Origin of the sequence: Paenibacillus sp. M2, from assembly GCF_046713495.1 — a bacterium.
GTDB classification, from domain to species: domain Bacteria; phylum Bacillota; class Bacilli; order Paenibacillales; family Paenibacillaceae; genus Paenibacillus; species Paenibacillus amylolyticus_B.
The window spans coordinates 5,066,791-5,086,971 of sequence record NZ_CP169648.1; the positions used below are offsets into that span (position 1 = coordinate 5,066,791).

Annotated in this window: 16 protein-coding genes and 2 tRNA genes; all 18 read right to left on the reverse strand. The window is 47.8% G+C overall.

Translation table 11 applies throughout. The features are described 5' to 3' along the window. Positions 1 to 51 precede the first annotated feature (51 nt). Complete coding sequence (locus ACETMN_RS23475) at positions 52 to 231, reverse strand: hypothetical protein (RefSeq protein WP_091014133.1); 180 nt, start codon at positions 229 to 231, stop codon at positions 52 to 54. A 138-nt stretch (positions 232 to 369) separates the two neighbouring features. Beyond that, complete coding sequence (locus ACETMN_RS23480; protein WP_091014131.1) at positions 370 to 1,926, reverse strand: hypothetical protein; 1,557 nt, start codon at positions 1,924 to 1,926, stop codon at positions 370 to 372. 241 nt (positions 1,927 to 2,167) lie between these two features. Beyond that, complete coding sequence (locus tag ACETMN_RS23485; protein ID WP_091014129.1) at positions 2,168 to 2,593, reverse strand: hypothetical protein; 426 nt, start codon at positions 2,591 to 2,593, stop codon at positions 2,168 to 2,170. A gap of 183 nt (positions 2,594 to 2,776) precedes the next feature. After that, a tRNA-Ile gene (locus tag ACETMN_RS23490) sits at positions 2,777 to 2,850 on the reverse strand. 56 nt (positions 2,851 to 2,906) lie between these two features. After that, a tRNA-Met gene (locus ACETMN_RS23495) sits at positions 2,907 to 2,980 on the reverse strand. Positions 2,981 to 3,051: 71 nt separating this feature from the next. Continuing rightward, the gene (locus ACETMN_RS23500) at positions 3,052 to 3,243 is read right to left on the reverse strand and encodes a hypothetical protein (RefSeq protein ID WP_047843730.1); all 192 of its coding nucleotides are present in this window, start codon (positions 3,241 to 3,243) and stop codon (positions 3,052 to 3,054) included. A 108-nt stretch (positions 3,244 to 3,351) separates the two neighbouring features. Then, the gene (locus ACETMN_RS23505) at positions 3,352 to 4,803 is read right to left on the reverse strand and encodes an ABC transporter substrate-binding protein (protein WP_091014127.1); all 1,452 of its coding nucleotides are present in this window, start codon (positions 4,801 to 4,803) and stop codon (positions 3,352 to 3,354) included. 21 nt (positions 4,804 to 4,824) lie between these two features. Further along, positions 4,825 to 5,688, reverse strand: coding sequence for an ABC transporter ATP-binding protein (locus ACETMN_RS23510; RefSeq protein ID WP_036614799.1), 864 nt, complete (start codon positions 5,686 to 5,688; stop codon positions 4,825 to 4,827). A gap of 2 nt (positions 5,689 to 5,690) precedes the next feature. Continuing rightward, on the reverse strand, positions 5,691 to 8,609 hold the full coding sequence (locus tag ACETMN_RS23515) for an ABC transporter permease (protein ID WP_091014125.1): 2,919 nt from the start codon (positions 8,607 to 8,609) through the stop codon (positions 5,691 to 5,693). Further along, positions 8,609 to 9,718, reverse strand: a complete 1,110-nt coding sequence (locus tag ACETMN_RS23520) for an efflux RND transporter periplasmic adaptor subunit (RefSeq protein ID WP_192134151.1) — start codon at positions 9,716 to 9,718, stop codon at positions 8,609 to 8,611. The genes ACETMN_RS23515 and ACETMN_RS23520 overlap by 1 nt, the downstream gene beginning before the upstream one ends. Then, the gene (locus tag ACETMN_RS23525; protein WP_223199737.1) at positions 9,681 to 10,610 is read right to left on the reverse strand and encodes an ABC transporter ATP-binding protein; all 930 of its coding nucleotides are present in this window, start codon (positions 10,608 to 10,610) and stop codon (positions 9,681 to 9,683) included. Before ACETMN_RS23525 ends, ACETMN_RS23520 begins: the two co-directional genes overlap by 38 nt. Before the next feature lie 290 nt (positions 10,611 to 10,900). Further along, entirely contained in the window at positions 10,901 to 11,542 is a 642-nt protein-coding gene (pyrE, locus tag ACETMN_RS23530; protein ID WP_036614805.1) for an orotate phosphoribosyltransferase, read from the reverse strand. Beyond that, complete coding sequence (pyrF, locus tag ACETMN_RS23535; RefSeq protein WP_091014117.1) at positions 11,539 to 12,279, reverse strand: orotidine-5'-phosphate decarboxylase; 741 nt, start codon at positions 12,277 to 12,279, stop codon at positions 11,539 to 11,541. The genes pyrE and pyrF overlap by 4 nt, the downstream gene beginning before the upstream one ends. 102 nt (positions 12,280 to 12,381) lie before the next feature. Further along, positions 12,382 to 15,600: a carbamoyl-phosphate synthase large subunit gene (gene carB, locus ACETMN_RS23540; protein ID WP_091014114.1), complete on the reverse strand. Its 3,219-nt coding sequence runs from the start codon at positions 15,598 to 15,600 to the stop codon at positions 12,382 to 12,384. Position 15,601: 1 nt separating this feature from the next. After that, a complete protein-coding gene (carA, locus tag ACETMN_RS23545; RefSeq protein ID WP_091014111.1) occupies positions 15,602 to 16,744 on the reverse strand; it encodes a glutamine-hydrolyzing carbamoyl-phosphate synthase small subunit in 1,143 nt (380 codons plus the stop codon). A 392-nt stretch (positions 16,745 to 17,136) separates the two neighbouring features. Continuing rightward, complete coding sequence (locus ACETMN_RS23550) at positions 17,137 to 18,441, reverse strand: dihydroorotase (protein WP_192134157.1); 1,305 nt, start codon at positions 18,439 to 18,441, stop codon at positions 17,137 to 17,139. Positions 18,442 to 18,567: 126 nt separating this feature from the next. Beyond that, a complete protein-coding gene (locus ACETMN_RS23555) occupies positions 18,568 to 19,479 on the reverse strand; it encodes an aspartate carbamoyltransferase catalytic subunit (RefSeq protein ID WP_036614815.1) in 912 nt (303 codons plus the stop codon). After that, a complete protein-coding gene (pyrR, locus tag ACETMN_RS23560; protein WP_017687330.1) occupies positions 19,479 to 20,042 on the reverse strand; it encodes a bifunctional pyr operon transcriptional regulator/uracil phosphoribosyltransferase PyrR in 564 nt (187 codons plus the stop codon). The genes ACETMN_RS23555 and pyrR overlap by 1 nt, the downstream gene beginning before the upstream one ends. Positions 20,043 to 20,181 lie beyond the last annotated feature (139 nt).

A 20,181-nucleotide genomic window follows, 5' to 3' on the forward strand; every position in this document is an offset into this window, starting at 1 on the left:
TCATGTTATTGCTCGACGACACAATTACCTTTACAGTTGAATGATATGTAGTTAGGCATTTCTACGTTCAATACTATCATAGATAGCCTGCCCATCATAGCTTCGATCTGTAGCGATATCCTTAGCCAATAGAGCGCTGTCTGCGACACTGTTTGCATTTCCAGATAAGATACTCAGTGCCCCCAGCACCCAAGCAAGTGGATATAATGCAACGGATAACATTTTCTTCATAACTCTGTCTCCTTTTCTGCTTAAACAGATAATTGGTTGAATATCCCATTAATACGATTACAATCCAATTAGGTTTCAATTTTATATACAACCATCACTATTTCTAGACATATAGGAGACAAACTAAAATTGTTCTGTTCAGATCAACTCGAAACTCTGGAGCAACGCTGCTGCCTCTTCATGATCAGGTTCCAGAGCCAAAACTTTATGGGTATATGATAGGGTTTCTTCTTCCAGTTCAAGTTCATAACAGCACACAGCCAAATCGTATAAGACGGCTGGATTATGGTTACTCGGGTCTGCAACCAACGATATCTCCAGAAACCGTTTCGCATCCTCATACATATACATTTCATATAATAACTGCCCTGCCAGAAATGCGAGCCCCCCTTGCTGCTCCATCACATAGTAGGACGACCACATCGTATGAATACCAGATTGAATATCAAGCATTTCCTCATCACTTGCATCAGGAAGAAGACTTGAAATGTGCGTTGCACTGTGGATCAAGAACTCTGCATCATACCCGCCCAGACGCCAAAACGGTAAAATATGCTTCAACTCCATACTTTCTATTCGAGAGTCTACCCATTGTTTCATGCTGAAAAAGTCATCCGGGCCAAAACGTTCGACAAATCGATGGTAGGCCAAACGTGTGTTCACATAACTGATGGGTTCGTCCAACATCAACATGCACCCAACATTCAGGTCTTTATAATGATGTGTTGTGAATCGTGTATGGGCACCCTGTTGTTCCAAGACATATTGAATGGCATGATAGTTAGCAGTTAGCGAAAAACTCCCGTGAAGAACAAATTCAGGTGGCTCTGCGAACTTCCAGTTATCCAGCCGATGATCCCCTTTATCAGCGGTAATCAGCACATAACCTGACTGTGACAGCTTGTTCAACCGTTCGAGACAAGACAACCCGATTGCTGGGAACAAAATGTGAGAATCCTCCAGTTCCTCTTTGTACAATGTGATAAGCTCCTGATAAGGATAGTTATCCTCACTGTATTCCGGTGCTCGGCGATACTCATAACTCAGCGTCATGTTCTTCAGCATCTCAGCAGGCTCAAGATCGAGACGACGATCCGGAGACTGTACAAGCAGATCGCACTCATAGATCTCGCCATCCCCAATGTAGATTAATTCCTGTGGGATGCTGTCAAAAAAGTAATTAGCAATCAACAACAACGGTTGTTTCAGATCACCGGGCCGAATAACCGTGCCTGCAACGACCAGATTTAATTCCGTATCCACTACAGCGTCAAAACGTGCAAAATCCACTATACCTTGTTGAATAAAGGATTGCATGGATGGATGCTCCTGCCAACCCAGCACATTCTCCGCTACCAGATCCGTCATCACATATCTGAAAGGCGGTAACTGTATTGCGGCAAATTCCTTTAACTCAAGCAGTTTCAGGAGAATTTGGTGTGCCAACCGCCCTACCCCCGCTCCAAGTTCCAGAATGGTTACGGTCTCGCTGATCTTTCCCTTGTTCGAGAGGTCCTGAAGAAAGCCAAAGATCATCTCTGCATACGCCGTGGCAATCACCGGATTACTCGTAATATATTGAGGGACTTGATTCTCTGTCCAAGCTTGTAACCCCTTCTGTTCATAATAAGCTCTCTGCCAATCCCAGACCGGAGCTTCACTGTAACGAAAACGTTGACTTTCATTTTGCGTCATTAAAGGTAAACCTGCTTTCTATCACTAATTTCGTAAAATTCTCAAAAAAATTCATGTTTTACTTTATTCGTAAATACCGTTCCAATCTCTGTAATGCATTATATCATAGAACCCTACCTACTCGATGAAGTTCAGTTTTCCCCTTCAACAGGTAAAAAACCTGCTTTTGAGGGCAGGTCTGTTATTACCTTCATTTAAAAAGAATATTAATCTAGTTTCACTTAGGCATGAGCGCTCAATATTAGTCGGAATACAACACTCCGTCAAAGTTCTCAGGACCTACACGGATCGTACCGAGCAAGTTGGAACTGACAAATGCAGTGTACGTCAATTGAGGCGTGATAGGCGGATTGAAGTCATCTGCAGAGAACGTAATAATCTGAGGGGCAAGTATACTCAAGCTGAACGTAGACGTTGCGGAATAAATCACAGGATCCGTAGCCAAAGTTCCCCTAACAATTGTGATGGTTATACCAACAAGTGCCAAAGGAAGTTGCACAGACACCGTTCCTTTGAATTGTACCCGTGGGTTAGCTCCAATGCTGCCACCTGTGACTAGACCAATCTGGCCAAATAATTGTGGTGTGTTAATTACAAGGATTGGAATGGCGATAGAGTTAGCCAAACTCGCATTCTGCGAAGTTCTTGCATCAATAAATTGACTCATGAAATCTACCTCCTATGGGTTGGGATAAGGTAGTATATGCGAGATTTGAGATATGGCATGGACATACACTGACATTCGCAAAAAAAGGCATATTAGAAAGATACCATTTACAAGTTACCTTTTTGCTCTAGCACCTAATTGTAGACAGAAAAAAACCCTTGCTAGGCAAGGGTTTCAAGAGTATGGGCCCTACAGGACTCGAACCTGTGACCAATCGGTTATGAGCCGACCGCTCTAACCAACTGAGCTAAGGGCCCTAGACATAATGTATAACGTGCAGATGATGGCTGTAAATCATCCAAGTGAAACTAAATTGCGGGGGCAGGATTTGAACCTGCGGCCTTCGGGTTATGAGCCCGACGAGCTACCGGGCTGCTCCACCCCGCGTCAGTAAAAAATATTAAAACAGCGACTTAATTAATATACACTATCGTCACCCTATAAGTCAAGGGGTAATGTCAGGGAATAAAACGCACACCGTAACGTCCTTTACGTGATCGATAAACTTCCACTTCCGCTGGTTCATTATGACCGTAAATCCACCCATCCTGCTCCATACGTTTGGCCAGACATCCTGCCTGAAATTTGGTTGCATACAACTTGCTGAAATATACCCAGTGCATACCGCTCGTCCTTTCCGGAGTCGTCATTTATTCCTGCTTTTTGTAGAATACCCCATTTTCATAAAAATAGCCGCCAAAGATTAAAATCTTCAGCGACTATATCCTTAACTTATGATATGACTACTTCATCAAATCTCATTGAAACGTAGCTTTAGGATCTTTTTTCAATTTCTGCAGCATCTCGTTTCCTTTCGCTGCCCACTCACCAAGTGCTTCTTTTGGTGTCTTTTTGTTCTCAAGTACCTGATTGAAATATTCCATGCCTTTTTCATTGACTTGCCATAAGCCTGGGGATTTTTGATACATTTTATCCAGATTGGTATTGGTTGGCGGAATCGGCTTCAAAGAATAGAATGCTTGAATGTTGTAATCCAGGCCGTCTTTGGGCTTAATGAAGCTCTTCCGGGATACCATCTCATAGCTGCTACGCGCCTTGATTTTAGCCCAATCTTCACTGTTCATGTACTTGATCAGTTCCCACGCATCATCCGGGTTCTGAGCCGCACTATTGATCGCCATGAGATTGCTCAGGTAGATACTGCCTCCAATTTCAGGAGCTTCCGGGTGAACTGGAGGTGTTACCACATCCCAATCCACTTTCGTAAAGTCTTTCATTTTATCCGCATTTTTATTGGCATCAATTAATTGATTAATATAGCTGTAATCACCAATAGCCATGGCTGCCTTGCCACTCAGGAACAGGTCACCCTGTACTGGATCATAACGTCCACTCGGATTCTGATCCTGTGGTTCGTCGCCTTTAGGGATGACTTTGTCAATGGCAAGTTTGCTGATGGTGCTCCACACTTTCTCCCATTGAGGAGAATCTACGGTCATCTTCTCTGCTTTGTCATCAAACGTCTTCAGCTGCAACGCGCTGTAGTACTGCTGCATGGAGTAGTAAGGCGAACCACCCTGATATGTCGTGAAGGCGAAACCAAATACGTGATCTTTACCCTCACCTTTTGTAAGTCGGGTACCCAGATTGAAGATATCGTCCCAAGTCATATTGTCCGTTGGCGGTTCCACACCTGCTTTTTCAAACATGCCCTTGTTATAGAACAAAGCGGAAGATGAGAACGTTGGTGTCAATGCATAGATGCTCTGATCCCCCAGATCTTTGATACCCTCCAGCACACTAGGAACAATGTCAGTGGTATCAAACTTGTCTTCTTGCATTAATGGGTCCAGCTGTTTCACCAGATTCTCCTGAATTAATGATTTGACAGTAGCGGTATCCGCCACGATGACGTCAACCGGGTTATCGCCAGTCATAATCTTCTTCAGACTTTCCATCGTATCCGGAACTTCCGGCTGTTCTTCGGTGTTGCCATACCCGTACATGCTGCTCTGATCAACAGCAGCTACAATCTCAATGGTTACATTGGGATGGGTCAGCTCAAAAGCATCAGTAAACTGTTGACGGAAATAACTGTCGTCTTGTCCTCCCCACATTGTAGCCACACGTAATACACGTTGCTCTGTATCTTTCGCCTCACTTGCCGTACAGCCAGCAATCAGCGGCAATGCTAGCGTCGCAGTAGCCATGACAGCCAGCACACGTTTTCCCCACAACCTGTTCTTCATTTCCCAATTCCCCCTCATTAATTATCTTGGCGGTGTAATAACAATACGTTCACCGTCAAATTCCAATGTCGCCCGGTTATCAATGGATAAGGCCTCCAGATACTCTTTTGGTACCTGAAGTCGTCCTGCACGGTCTATAATGACAAATGCTTCATGGATGTCCGGCATACCCGCCTCGGACAAGTTATGCTCATCATCCAGATTCGGGTTGCGCTTCACAAACTCGGTACTGGTCAAGCCGTCCCGAATCGCAACGATCCGGTCTACCTTGCCAGCAAGCGTCAAGTCATGGGTAACGATGACAATCGTAACGCCGAGCTCCTTGTTCATTCTTCGGAAAATGCCCATGATTGTATCACATGTCTCGGAATCGACCGAACCGGTAGGTTCATCTGCAAGCAGAATTTTGGGACGATTGGATAAGGAGATCGCAATCGCTACCCGTTGTTGCTCTCCTCCTGACAATTGATGCAATTTGTTATGCATCCGATCCTTAAGGCCTACCCATTCAAGCAACTGTTTTGCATAAGCACGATCTCGCTTGCCTCCCAGAATCATGGGAGTCTCCACATTTTCCAGTGCAGTGAGATAAGGCAGCAAGTTACGACCGTTATTTTGCCAGATAAAACCTACCGTATGACGTTTGTATTCGACCAATTGGGCATCTGTCATCTTGAGCAAATCCCAGTCTCCCACAACGGCCGTACCAGCCGTAGGACGATCAAGCCCGCCCAGAATATTCAGCAGTGTGGATTTACCGCTACCGCTGTTACCGATGATGGCCATCATTTCACCTTGATTGACAGTCAGGTTGAGACCCTGAAGGGCAACGACTTCCACATCGCTGGATTTAAAAATTTTGACAAGTCCTTCGCATTGGATCACGTTTACCTCTCCTCTCCCATTTTGACTGCCTGGTGAACCCGCAATCTGCGAATCTGCCAGAGCAACATCGTTGCACCAATAACCAGCATCACTACGGTGACCCCATACAGTTGCAACATATCTTGCTGTTCAAACACAATCCGAAACGGAGGTACCTGAGCAGATACATTATCCGTCGTTTGCAGGAATGGCAGGAATAAACGACTGGATACCTGACCAATTCCAATACCTAGCAGGATCGATAGCCCCGCTGTGAACACCTGCTCCAGCAGCAGCATACCGCTCAGTTGTGCCCGGGATAAACCCATGGCCCGTAATACACCAAACTGCACAACACGTCCGGACAGGTTGAAGAACCAGTACAGCACGTATCCGATCAACGAGATGATAACCGATACCAGGAATCCAAGGCTCAGTATTCCGAATACGCCACCTCTTGACGGATGTTTACCCTGAGATACCAATTCGGTACGTACGTCACGCACAGAAGATAACTCAATGCCTTCTGCTGCGAGTTTCTCCATTAATGGAGCCACTTTGGCATCCGGTTCCATTTTCAGCCATACCTCATAAGGAATCAAAGGCACCTGATCATAGATATAATCCAGATTCGCCACGAAGAATGGCATCTGATCCGGATATTGGGCTGGCCAGTAAGGAATGATCCCAAACACGACGAATTCAATCGCCTGTCCCTGTACACCCATGGAGACGAGGTCTCCAGTTTTCAACTTAAATTTGTCAGCAAATTTGGAAGAGATCAATACAGCCCCTTCATATTTACCAAGCAAGTCAAGGTACTTGTAGGGATGTGCCGGGAACAGATCATTGCGGAACCATGCCACTTGAGCAAAATCCACATTATCAATTCCGACCAGCATCCCCTGTCCGCCCGATTTACCAGAGACGATAATATTACCTTTGGTCTGCAGCACTCGTGCTGCATGTTCAACCCCGTCTAATCTGCGGAACACTTCGAATGGAGGTTCGGAGTAGATGACTTTGGATGGCTGCGAAGAACCGCCACCACCTGGAGCACCTCCACCGCCATTGCCTCCGCCGGAACCACCACCAGCAGAACCTCCTCCTCCATTGCCACCACCTTGTTGACCTCCACCAGAACCGCCATTCTGTCCAGAACCACCGGGTTTAACCTCAGGTGTTCCTTCCCACACCGTCTGCATAATCACATCAGAACCATAACGGTACAAGGTACGCTCAGTGGAATTCAGATCAATCGTCCGAGCAGCAGCCGAGTTGTACACCCCAAGTCCCAGTGTCAGTACAAGAAGGATCATCAACGGATAATAAGAAGATGATGAACGTGATAACTGCGTTAAAGTCAGATACAACGGGACCGGGAGAAATTTGCGACCGATCAGCTGGATGAGCTTTAAAATCCACGGGAACAAGCGCAGGAAGAATAGTCCGAGCGCAAAAATCGCGAGTGCCGGTACAAAGAACAGAAACGGCTGTACCTGCAGCTGATCGGTTGTCATTCCGGTCTGGAAGGTCAACATCTGACGTTCATAGAACAGGTAATATCCATATCCAGCCAGACCCAGTAACACAACGTCCAGGAACCAGCGTTGCCATACTGGAGCACGGTCTGTCCGTGCTTGCCGCCGTTTGGCAGATACAATGGTTGCCCGTGCATAGGTTATCGCAGGGATAAGTGATGCGATGATCGCAACAAGGACCGCTGCTACGCCCAGGAGAATAGCTTCTTTTGATACACCGATCGGAATAGACTTCCGATCTACGAACGAGAGAAAGCCACTTGCTGAACCGATACTCTTGGCCATAAACCAACCAAGCAACGGCCCAATAACCAGCGCAATAGCGCCCAGAAATATGCCTTCAAGCAGGTAGAGAGAGAAGATCTGCCGAGCTGAAGCTCCACGGCTGCGCAATACCGCAATATCACTCTCTTGCTTCTGTAATGACTGTCTGGCATTCATCGCAATAAAATAAAAGACCATCGCAATCATCGGTGCTGCCAAGGTAAACAACATCGTCTGCAGTTGCAGACTCTGACTGCGGAACTGCTTGAGCAGATCACCAAAGGTGATGTCCACTTTTGTATCTTTCAGCCGCTGGTACAGATCGATATCCAGCCTTTCCAGCATGGAAGTCAGACCTGATAACTGGCTGGTTTGAATTTCTTTCAGATCAAAGGCATAATACCAACGTGAATTTTGAAGTGGAATCCCTTTTTCCTTCAGTAAAACATCATTAAAAACCGATTCATCCACATAAAGTCCATTCATCATGCCGTCAAATCCTTGTACCCAGTAAGGGCTGTTCGGATCATCTGCCTTGAACGAACCCGTAATCTTCACACGTAACGTGATATCAAGACCGCTATACACCGGATATTCCAGAATGTCACCGATATGCAGGTCGTTACGGTACATGCCCTCTTCCAACATGACTGCCTCGATCGTGTCATCTTTGACCTGGTTTCCAGGTTTCACCCCGGCAGAGTAATTCACCTGTGCATCCAGCCCACTCATCGTACCCAGACTCATACTGCGCGCCCTGCTGGCATCCACTTTGGTTGGATCTTCCGGGCTCACCTCTGTGCTGCGAATAGATCTTGAATTCACATACGTATGAAAAGGAAAACCAATATCGCGAGGGACATCCTCACGAATATAACGATCTACTTCATCCAGACCCCGTGTGTCTGTCTTCACGCCACCGGGTGCCTGATAACTCATAAGCAACGAACCGGCTGGCAACCCTTCACTGTTATCCTGCAGCGTTTGCGCGACGACCCGTTTCAACGCACCATCGGCATACATTGGAATACTGACGGTGAACGCTACCGCCACAATCAATCCGATCAGTGTGCTGAAGGTCATCCAGCGCGTGTTCCACATTTTGCGGAACAGCAGCCGAAGCAATGGCAGCCCCATTAGCGTCCCACTACTTTCTGGCCTACGGTCAGACCTTTCAGAATCTCGACATCTGTCGATGTCTGCTGACCAACTTCAACGTCCACTTCACGCTTGCTGCCATCACTCTCCACCACTTGCACATACGTTCTTGAACCGATGGAGCGTAAAGCGGATACAGGAATCACAATTGCGTTCTCGGTACGCTGCGTTACAATCGAGACCGATAGTGGTGTACCACGTTCGACGCCTTTTGGCATTTTCGCAAGTGTAACGATAACATACTTATCCAGCGTTTCCTTGGTTGGAGGCGTACCGCCTTCACCCGTCCCTTCGCCACTGCCGCTTCCCGATGCTTCCGCGATAGGCATAACTTTAATTTTGCCAGAGACTTTACCAGCTCCATTAATATCTACTTCTGCCTTCATACCCGCGGAGAACTTCTCCAGATCTTCCTTGGCAAAGGTAGCTGCCACAACCAGATTGGATGTATCCGCAATCGTAGCAATCGGATCATACGCTTTCACGGCTGCACCCTTCTCTACCTGCACAGCAATAACGGTACCGCCAAACGGAGCTGTCAACGTGGCTTTGCCCAGTTGTTCCTCCAGATCAGCGAGTTCCTGGCGCAGTTCTTCAAACGCAATCGTTGATTCTTCAAACTCCACCGGGTCCATCTCATCCTTCTTGCGAAGTGTTTCCTTCATTTGAACTTCGGATTTGCGAATAGCCAGTTTCTTGCCACGGATCTCCTTCTCCACACTCTCCACATCCAGGACAGCAAGAAGTTGACCCTTTTTCACTTTATCCCCTGGTTTAACATTTAACTCTTTGATATGCATGCCATCAAGCGTGAAGTACACCTTCTCTTCCCGCTGACTCATCATTTTTCCACTGCCACTTACTTTTTTCTCCAACGTTTCCGTCCGGACTTCATATTCCGGTTTCTTGGAGATCGTTGGTGGTGTAATAGGCGGAAGTACTTCTTCCTCTGTTTCTGACGGCAGCAATGAGCAGCCGGACATCGTTGCAAGCATTATCGCACCAAGTACAATAAGTGCTGCGCGTTTCCCCCTCTTCGGAGCGGCCCCTTTACTTGATAAATCTGCCGTCCGCCATTTCATAAACATGGTCCGCAACCTCCAAAATTGTAGGATCGTGTGTAGTCATACATATCGTTACTTGTTCTACTTCAATAATATTGCGGAATACGGCCATGACCTGAGCGCCCATCTTGGAATCCAGTTCCGCTGTAGGTTCATCCGCAAGCAATAATCTGGGTCTATGGGCAATCGCCTTGGCTATAGCCACCCGCTGTTGTTCTCCCCCGGACATCTCGAATGGCCGGTGCTTCACCCGTTTGGATAGTCCAACCAGATCCAGACAGTGACCAACCCTGTCCTTCCACTCCGCTCGCGGAACATCCGCCATTCGCAGCGACAGTTCTACATTTTCCCAAGCAGATAATAAGGGCATGAGTGCATATGCCTGAAAAATGAAACCGATCTCTTTGCGCCGCAAAGCGGTTCGCCGCCGGTCTCCCCAATCCTGAAGAGGCTGGCCAGAGAACAGAATGTCTCCACTTGAAGGCTGATCCAGTCCACCGAGCATATTCAGCAGTGTTGTTTTGCCCGAGCCCGATCGCCCCTTCAGCATGACTAGTTGTTGCGGATTCACTTCCATATCAATGCCTTTGAGCACATGGATAATGCGACTGCCTGTCTGGAAACTGCGATGCACGTTACGCACCTCCAGTACAGGTCCATCATATGGAGGCAACATATCCTTCTTTGGTTTGATCTTCTTCTGGGGTTCATCAACGGTGGTGACAGCCGTTGCAGCCACTTCATCCGAACCAATTCCACTTTCAGATAAAGATGCTTCACTTGTCGGGTGCGCTGGGTCACTTATGTATGTATTTTCCCCCGACTCCGTCGATGCTTCCAACGGTGTTTCCTCTTGTTGATGTTCATCGCCTGACTGGCTCTTGGCAGGTCTTTTTCTGAGAAATAAATTCTTCATGCCAGCAATCACGCTCATCCTTTCTTGATATCCCGATCATTTCTTCAAAAAACCTAAAATTAGAAATCTGTTCCAACCTACACTGAATTATAAACGACCGATCCCAACTAAAAGTTACAAGCTTTTTACAACGGTAGAGAGAAAAAGTTAATATTTTGATGAACAAACGAAAAAAGCACCCCAAAGTGCGGGATGCCTCTTGCATATTCGATGCTTTTGCCGCTATGACGGCAATCATTACAATTTTGATACCGTTCATTCATGAACATTTTTTCGAGGTATCAATGATATTATTTACCAAATGAAGAAGGATCTTCACGCCAGGATTTTAGCAATTCAAAATCGCTTTCCTGAATCGTTCCCTGAGCCAAAGCCACATCCATCAGCGCGGTGTAATTAGATAGCGTCTGAAGTGGAATTCCAGCATCTTCAAATGCTTTAACACCTTTATCAAGCTGGTAGCTGAAAATGGCAAGCACAGCCAACGGTGTTGCACCTGCAACGCGTACAGCTTCGGCTGCTTTGATCGAACTTCCACCTGTAGAGATCAGATCTTCGATGACAACCACTTTCTGTCCTTCGGTAATCAGACCTTCAATCAAGTTCTCCTTGCCGTGTCCTTTCGCTTTATCACGAATGTAGGCCATCGGCAGATCCAGCTTCTGAGCCACCCAGGCAGCATGCGGGATACCCGCGGTTGCCGTACCTGCAATGACTTCTGCATCCGGGTATTGGTTACGAATGATCGTTGCAAAGGCTTCAGCGATATCGTTGCGAATCTCGGGATAGGACATCGTTAAGCGGTTATCGCAGTATATTGGTGATTTGATGCCGGATGTCCATGTAAATGGTTGCTGCGGACGTAACGCCACGGCTTTAATTTTCAACAGTTGGGAAGCAATATGATTCGGAATCTCATTCAGTTCGATCATGCGTTCAACATCTCCTTCAAAATGGTTTCTGCCGCTTCACGCGAATTGGGAGCGCCTGTAATGGGTCTGCCTACAACAATGTAATGACTTCCTCTGGCAATGGCTTCACCCGGCGTCAAGACTCGTGTCTGATCTCCCAGACCACTACCCGCTGGACGAATTCCTGGTGTAACGGTGTGAAAAGCACTGCCACACGCTGCCCGAATTGCGGGCACTTCCAGTGGAGAAGCAACAACCCCATCCAGTCCGGCCTCTTGGGCCAGTCCTGCATAACGGACCACAGCAGCTTCCACACTTCCCGGGATGCCAATCTCGTTATTCATCGTTTCCAGACTTGTACTGGTGAGTTGGGTGACTGCAATGATCTCGGGCTTGCTAAGGGAAGGATCGGCAGCGATTGCTGCCTCAGCACCTTCACGTGCAGCACGCATCATGATCGTTCCACCCGCGGCATGCACATTAAACATGTCTACCCCAAGACGTGTGATACTCTCAGCACCGCCACGAACGGTGTTGGGAATGTCATGCATTTTCACATCCAGAAAAACGGAATAACCTTTGGATTTCAGCTCCCGAATGAAGTCCGGTCCTGCTGCGTAGAACAGCTGCATACCCACTTTCAGATAACAGGGAATGCCTTCAAGAGCTTGTACCAATGCTTTCGCTTCTTCCGCTCCAGGATAATCGAGTGCCACCATCAGACGGCCAGCCATTTCATTGAAACTCGCTTGATTCATCACCAGCGCTCCCCTCCACTTGCTCATTTTTTCCATTTTCGCCCGATATAAAGGACATCCCGCCAGCCCGCAGGCTGACTGATGTCCTTCATCAGTGGATATTTATTTTATAAAGGCAGGCATTGCTTCAGAAGAGAAGTTGATCGTTTGCAGCATGATCAGCAGCGCACGAATCGTATCCAATGAAGTCATACATACAATGCCGTTTTCTACCGCTTCACGACGGATACGGAATCCATCACGTTGCGGTGTTTTGCCTTTGGTGAGTGTGTTGAAGACAAAGTTTGCTTCGCCGCTGCGGATCATATCCAGAATGTTCGGCGAACCTTCACTTAATTTGTTCACAGTCGTTACCGGAATGTTCGCTGCTTCAAGCGCAGCTGCTGTTCCGCCGGTAGCCATGATTTTGTAACCCAGTCTGTAGAAACCTTCGAGCAAAGGAACTGCTTCGTCCTTGTCTTTGTCTGCTACAGTCACAACAATCGCTCCGGTTGCCGGAATTTTCATTCCTGCGCCGATCAGACCTTTGAACAATGCTTTAGCGTAATTCGGGTCACGGCCCATAACCTCACCTGTAGACTTCATCTCAGGTCCGAGGGTTGGCTCTACACGACGCAGCTTCGCGAAGGAGAAGACCGGAACTTTAACAGATACATGATCCGATTCAGGCCACAGCCCGTCAACATAACCAAGATCTTTTAGTTTCACACCCAGAATGGCTTGAGTTGCCAAGTTCGCCATCGGAATGTTGGTTACTTTGCTCAGGAATGGTACGGTACGGGATGAACGCGGGTTCACCTCGATAATGTACACTTGGCCATCATGGATAACAAACTGGATGTTGACCAAACCTACCGTTTTCAGTTCTTTCGCAATTTTGATTGTAATCTCTACAATTTTCTCTTTCAAATCCTGGGACAGGTGTTGAGGAGGATATACCGCGATGGAGTCACCCGAGTGGACCCCTGCACGCTCGATATGTTCCATGATTCCCGGGATCAATACCGTTTCACCATCACAGATGGCGTCAACCTCAACTTCTTTACCCATCATGTAACGGTCGATCAGGACCGGATGCTCCGGATTGATTTTAACTGCCTGTTCCATGTATGTCAGCAATTCAGCATCGGAGTATACAATCTCCATCGCACGACCGCCGAGTACATAGGAAGGACGAACCAGTACCGGGTAGCCCAGACTTTGAGCCGTTTCTACCGCATCATCAACGGAAATGACCGTTTTACCTTTTGGCTGTGCAATCTCCAGACGGGAGAGCAGACGTTCGAATTTCTTGCGATCCTCCGCCTCATCGATGCTTTCCAGATCCGTTCCGAGAATGGTTACACCTGCATTACGCAGTGGCGCTGCCAGGTTGATGGCCGTTTGACCACCGAACTGTACGATAACCCCTACTGGTTTCTCCTGTTCAATCACGTTCATGACATCTTCGAAGAAGAGCGGTTCAAAGTACAGGCGATCCGATGTATTAAAGTCCGTAGACACCGTCTCCGGGTTATTGTTGATAATAACTGCTTCATAGCCTGCTTTTTGCAATGCCCATACTGCGTGTACAGTAGAGTAATCAAACTCAATCCCTTGACCGATCCGGATTGGTCCTGAACCCAGCACCACAACTTTTTTCTTGTCTGAAGGGATAACTTCATTTTCTGTCTCGTAAGTCGAGTAGTAATATGGCGTTGTTGCTTCGAACTCAGCTGCACATGTATCTACCATTTTGTACACCGGGCGCAGGTTCTCTGCTTCCCGACGAGTTCTAACTTCCGCTTCAGTTGTTAATGTGCCTCCTGGTTGACCTTGCGCACGCAGTTCGGCAATGGCACGGTCTGTGAATCCAAGGCGTTTCGCTTGATACAGAATATCGGAAGACAATTCGGATTCTTCGCGAATGCGATCTTCGAATGCGATCAGACCTTCGATTTTGTCCAGGAACCACCAGTCAATCTTGGTCAGATCCTGCAGTTGTTGCAACGTATACCCTCTGCGGAATGCTTCGGCAATCAGGAAGATACGCTCATCATCTGCTTTGATCAGACGCTCGTTCAGGGTATCTTCGTCCAGCGTTTCGGCATCCTTCAGGTAGAGGCGATGTACGCCAATTTCCAGGGAACGAACTGCTTTGTGAATCGACTCTTCGAATGTCCGGCCAATAGCCATTACTTCGCCTGTTGCTTTCATCTGAGTTCCCAGTTTACGGTTCGCCGAGATGAACTTGTCGAACGGCCAGCGTGGGATTTTGCTCACGATATAATCCAGCGTAGGCTCGAAACAAGCATACGTTTGACCTGTTACCGGGTTCACGATTTCGTCCAGTGTGTAACCCATGGCAATTTTGGCAGCCATTTTCGCAATCGGATAACCCGTTGCTTTGGAAGCCAGAGCCGATGAACGGCTTACCCGTGGGTTAACTTCGATAACATAGTATTGGAAGCTGTGTGGGTCCAGTGCGAACTGTACGTTACATCCACCCTCGATGTTCAGGGCACGGATGATTTTCAGTGAAGCTGAACGCAGCATTTGATATTCACGGTCCGACAAAGTTTGGCTTGGTGCTACAACGATACTGTCGCCTGTATGAACACCTACCGGGTCAAAGTTTTCCATGTTGCAGACAACGATACAGTTATCGTTTTTGTCCCGCATAACTTCATACTCGACTTCTTTCATGCCTGCAATGCTCTTCTCGACCAGACATTGCCCAATTGGGCTATAACGAATTCCCGCTGCCACAGTTTCGCGCAGCTCTTCTTCGTTCGCACAGATTCCGCCACCTGTTCCGCCCAGCGTATAAGCTGGACGCACGATGATTGGATAACCAATCTCATTTGCAAATTCAAGTGATTCTTCAAGTGTCGTTACAATCACACTCTCAGGTACAGGCTGTTCAAGTTCACGCATCAGGTCACGGAACAGATCACGATCTTCCGCTTTCTCGATGGATGTCAGCTGCGTTCCGAGCAATTTTACATTTTCACGTTCCAACACGCCTGCACGTGCCAGTTCTACCGCCATGTTCAGACCTGTCTGACCACCCAGTGTTGGCAACAAGCCATCTGGACGCTCTTGACGAATGATTTGGGTCACGAAATCCAGTGTAATAGGCTCGATGTATACTTTGTCAGCCATGTTTGTATCCGTCATAATGGTCGCCGGGTTGCTGTTGATAAGTACAACTTCCACGCCTTCTTCTTTCAGAGCCTGGCAAGCTTGTGTACCGGCATAGTCGAACTCGGCCGCTTGACCGATGACGATTGGACCGGAACCAATCACCAGGATTTTTTTGAGATCTTTGTTAATCGGCATGTTATTGTGCTCCTTTCACTGCGGCTGCCAATACGGCTTGACGCGGCTTTTGCGGGTTAGTGATCTTGTGCTCGCGAATCATCTCGATGAAGCGGTCGAACAGATAGCTGTTGTCGTAAGGACCCGGGGCTGCTTCAGGGTGATATTGAACCGAGAATGCCGGGAATGATTTATGTTTCAGACCTTCAATGGTCTTATCGTTATTGTTGATATGTGTAACTTCCAGATCTGTGTTCTTCACAGACTCTTCGTTTACGGTAAATCCGTGATTCTGGGATGTGATGAAGCAACGTCCGCTCTCCAGTTCTTTCACCGGGTGGTTTCCTCCGCGATGTCCAAACTTAAGTTTTTCGGTGTCTGCTCCTGCCGCAAGTGCGAACAACTGGTGACCCAGGCAGATACCGAAGATCGGGTATTCGCCAAGCAGTTCACTGATCATCTTAACTGCGTGAGGTACGTCTTTCGGGTCCCCAGGGCCGTTGGACAGTTGAATGCCGTCCGGGTTCAAGCGACGAATCTCGTCTGCTGTTACATCGTGTGGAACAACAACAACGTCACAGTTACGTTTGCTGAGTTCGCGCAAGATTCCTGTTTTCGCACCATAATCCACGAGCACAATACGCTCAGCCGTTCCCGGGCTGTTGTAGACATGCTCTGTAGAAGTCATTGGCACTTGGTTACGCAGCTCGGCAATGGTAGTGTCTCCCATCATCTCCAGCAGTTCTTCCACAGGCTTCGATCCTGTTGTGAGAATTCCCTTCATTGTGCCGTGGTGACGAATCCGGCGAGTCAACATGCGTGTATCAATTTCGCTGATTCCTACGATACCGTATTCTTTAAGCAGATTGTCTACGCTATATTCCGCACGCCAGTTGCTTGGCGTTGGCTCATGACGACGTACAACGAAACCGTGCACGTATGGACGAATCGACTCAAAGTCATCACGCGTAATGCCGTAGTTTCCGATCAGCGGATACGTCATGGTTACGATTTGACCGCAATAGGAAGGATCCGAAAGCACCTCTTGATAGCCTGTAATTCCCGTATTAAAAACGACCTCACCTGTCGTTTCACCTTCAGCACCAAATGCTTTCCCGGTGAACAGTGTGCCGTCTTCCAACAATAATCTTGCCTGTGCCTGCATCCCATTTCACTCCTCTGTGTTTATCAACGTTGAATGGCATTTGGGTTGAACGTTAGCATACAGTAGCGTGGCACTCCGTGGACAGAAAACCCTTCAATCGCTGTTATCCCCGAATTACTTTGATCCATTTTCAAATGGTGTAATCCGGTGATAAAGGCGAACGCTTCGCTTTTCAGGGTCCTTTCTGTCCACTTCGTAAGCTAATGTGGCGCACAAATTCAAAATCATGACATTCAACTTTGCTTGTTTCGTATGTTAGACTCTCGGCATGATTTGCCTCGAGTTAGTCGCAAAGATGTTACTGGTGTAAAAGTTATAGATATAGAGATATAAAGACTTGATGTTATAAAGAGTTAATGATAGAAACTTTATTAATTTGATGAGTTGCCGTTTTACTGTTGTACCGTGTTATCCCACACGCTTTTGCCATCCACCCAAGTTTGTACGGCCCAGCCTTTAAGCTTCCAGCCTGTGAATGGTGTGTTTCTTCCTTTGGTTGCAAACGTTGCAGGATCAACCGCTTTTTCCTCGTTCAGGTCAATCATTGTGATATCGGCTGGTGCTCCCTCTTCCAGTTTGCCTGTATCCAGTCGGAATACACGTGCCGGATCAGCTGTCATACGTTTCACCAGGAAGTCCAAGCTCCACAGTCCTGTTTCCACAAACTTGGTGTACAGCAGTGGGAAGGCTGTTTCGAATCCTACGATTCCGAAAGGTGCCAGCTCCATGCCTTTGGCTTTTTCTTCTTCACTGTGTGGCGCGTGATCAGTTACGATCATATCCAGCGTGCCGTCCAGCAAACCTTCGATACAAGCCTGCACATCGCGTGGTGAACGCAGCGGTGGGTTCATTTTCCAGTTGGCATCCATGCCCGGGATATCTTCATCCGACAACACCAGATGGTGCGGACATACCTCAGCAGTTACTTTAATCCCGATGGACTTCGCAAGACGAATCAGACGAACCGATTGTTCTGTACTTACGTGGCAGACGTGGTAATGAACTCCCGTTGCTTCTGCGAGCAAGATATCACGGCCAACGTGGATGGCTTCGGATTCATTTGGAATCCCTTTGATTCCGTGACGCTTCGAAAACTCACCTTCCGTCACATATCCACCAACAACCAGTGAGTCATCTTCACAGTGAGCGATCACTGGCATATCCATGCTTGCCGCGAGGCTCATGGCATCTTTCATCATTTGAGCGTTCTGTACGCCTACACCGTCATCCGTGAATCCAATAGCGCCTGCTTCTTTTAATGCGGCAAAATCGGTAAGTTCACGACCCAGTTCATTTTTTGTAATGGCTGCATAAGGCAACACTTTAACCAGATCAGCTTCTTTGGCCTTATCCAGTACAAGCTTCACAACTTCCGCTGTATCTGTTACTGGTCTTGTGTTAGGCATGCAAGCGATTGTTGTAAAACCACCTTGTGCTGCTGAACGGGCACCTGTCTCGATCGTCTCTTTGTGTTCGAATCCAGGTTCACGCAGATGTACGTGCATATCGATCAATCCCGGAATAACCAGTTTGCCTGATGCGTCTGTCACACTTTGCGCTGACTTTTCGGCATCCAGAACGGCTTGGTCTTCCAGACCAGCGATCTTTTTAATTTTACCTTCATCTATAATGATGGTTTTCCGTTCAAGTTCCCCTTTTTGGTTCAAGACGTTCGCGTTTTTTATAATCTGTAGCATAATTGCCCTCCGCTTCGGTTCTGTCCGACTTACCAGGCAAGCCGGATGATTTTCTTTATCGTGTACTCTCTTATTGCTCTATAAGAACTACCGTACCGTCAGCCTATGACCCACAGCCAGACCCTGTTACAGTTTCATCGCACGTTCCATAACCGCCATGCGGATTGGAACGCCGTTTGCCATCTGTGGGAAGATCCGCGATGCTTCACTCTCCACAACCGCATCATCTACCTCGACATTGCGATTCACAGGAGCAGGGTGCATGATAATGGTGCTTGGTTTTAGGCGTGATGCCCGTTCTTCCGTCAATCCGTAGTGTTCGCGATAATCCTCAGCTGAAGTAATTAAGCCATGTTGATGACGTTCCAGTTGAACACGGAGCATCATGACCACATCTGCATCCAGCGCTTCTTCAAGACCGACATAAGGAGCATGCTCTGCGAGTTCCGGTGCCTGCATCGTTTGCGGAGCACAGAAGCGTACATCTGCACCAAACTTTTGCAGTGCCCACAGATTGGAACGAGCTACACGGCTATGCAGAATGTCACCAATGATGGAAACACGCAAGCCTTTCAGTTCGCCAAATGCTTTCCTCATCGTGTAGAGATCCAGCAACGCCTGTGTGGGATGCTCATTGTTGCCGTCTCCGGCGTTCACGAGTGGTACATTCACTTTCTGAGCCAGTTGTTGCAGAACGCCTGCCGGTTTCAACCGGATCACGCCTGCATCAATGCCCATCGACTCAAGTGTTCGTACCGTATCGTAGATGGACTCTCCTTTTTCCACACTGGATGCGGCTGCCGTAAAGTTCAGCACTTGTGCACCCAGGCGTTTCTCTGCCATTTCGAAGGAGAAGCGGGTACGTGTGCTGTTCTCGAAGAACATGTTCGCAACAAAGCGTGATTCCAGTACAGGAGCCAGTTTCTCTTTCTGCGCTTCCCAGTGAGCCGCTCTGTTCAGAATGGACTCGATTTCTCCTCGACTAAGTTCCTTCAGTCCAAGCAAGCTTCGGTCTCTCAATGCTGTCTGTGTAATCATTATGCTTGCTCCCCCCGGTTCTGAGTGATTTTGACTTCGTCCTGTCCGTCCGTTTCCATGAGTGCAACTTCGATCTCCTCTGATTTGGAAGTCGGCACATTCTTGCCGATAAAATCAGGTCGAATTGGAAGTTCCCGGTGTCCGCGGTCTGCGAGTACCGCCAGCTGAATGTTCTGCGGTCTTCCACAGTCCATCAGGGCATCCATCGCTGCGCGAATCGTCCGTCCGGTATAGAGCACATCATCGAACAAAATCACTTTTTTGTTATGGATCGAAAGTGATTCAGGTGTCATAATCAACATTTCCTTGCGATTCGCTTTATTTTCGTCCAAGCGGTCATCGCGGTAAGGAGTCACATCCAGTTCTCCCCAGGGGACTTTGGCGCCTTCGATTTCTTCAATCTTGGCGGCAATCCGTTCCGCGAGGTAAACCCCGCGTGTGCGGATACCGACCAGCACACAATCGTCGATTCCTTTGTTTTTCTCCAATATCTCATGGGCAATCCGTGTTAGTGCGCGGCGGATCGCCGTCTCATCCATAATGACATGTGTCTCTGTGCTCATGCGTTCAGCCTCCTCAGGATTTCCCTTCAGCATCATGGCCCCGTGACGAGGAGAAAAAAAAAGACTCCTTGCCGTGTTTATTGGCAAGGAGTCTCCGAACTTCAGACCGCTCTGAAGAAAGTTTACTCTCGGGGATGCA